This window comes from Planomonospora corallina, from assembly GCF_042650625.1.
In the GTDB taxonomy this organism is placed as follows: domain Bacteria; phylum Actinomycetota; class Actinomycetes; order Streptosporangiales; family Streptosporangiaceae; genus Planomonospora_B; species Planomonospora_B corallina.
Map to the genome: position 1 here is coordinate 1 of NZ_JBHSBM010000035.1, position 567 is coordinate 567.

Here is a 567-nt window from a genome sequence, read left to right on the forward strand (position 1 = left end):
CGTCACGGCATGAGCCCCCGCGGGCACAGCAGGCGCGGCGTGGTGCGCTCCTACACCGCCACCGGCGGCCGGGCCACCCCGTCGCGCTCCAGCCTCGACGAGGCCACGCTGCTCATCGCCGATGCCAAGATGCCGCTGGCCGGCCTTCCGGCGCAGGCGTACCGGGTGATGGACCTGTGCCTGCCCGGCGTGCTGTCGGTGTCGGAGGTGGCGCACCACCTCCAGCTGCCCGGGGCCGTCACCAAGGTGATCGTCTCCGAGCTGGTCGGCAGCGGGCACCTGGTCGCCCGCGCGCCGTTCGTCCCCACCGCCGATCAGCACGACGAGGACTTCCTGAGAAGGGTGCTGCATGGACTCAAGCAGCTGTGACCGCCGCTACGCGCCGGCCGAAGCCCCCATGGCCTCAAGCGGCTCCGGCCGTCCGTGGGCGACGGCCGAAGCCCCCCTGGACGCAGGCAACGGTGACCGCCGCTACGTGCCGGTCGGAGCCCGCTCGGTGAAGGTGCTCGTGCTCGGCCCGTTCGCCGTGGGCAAGACCACCTTCGTGGGCACCGTCTCGGAGATCCG

Annotated in this window: 1 protein-coding gene; it reads left to right on the top strand. The window is 72.8% G+C overall.

The genetic code is table 11. The annotated features are described in order from the left end of the window. Positions 1-369 (top strand): DUF742 domain-containing protein (locus tag ACFOWE_RS25890; protein WP_377292227.1); only part of this gene is annotated, 369 nt, incomplete at its 5' end. Between the last annotated feature and the right edge of the window lie 198 nt (positions 370-567).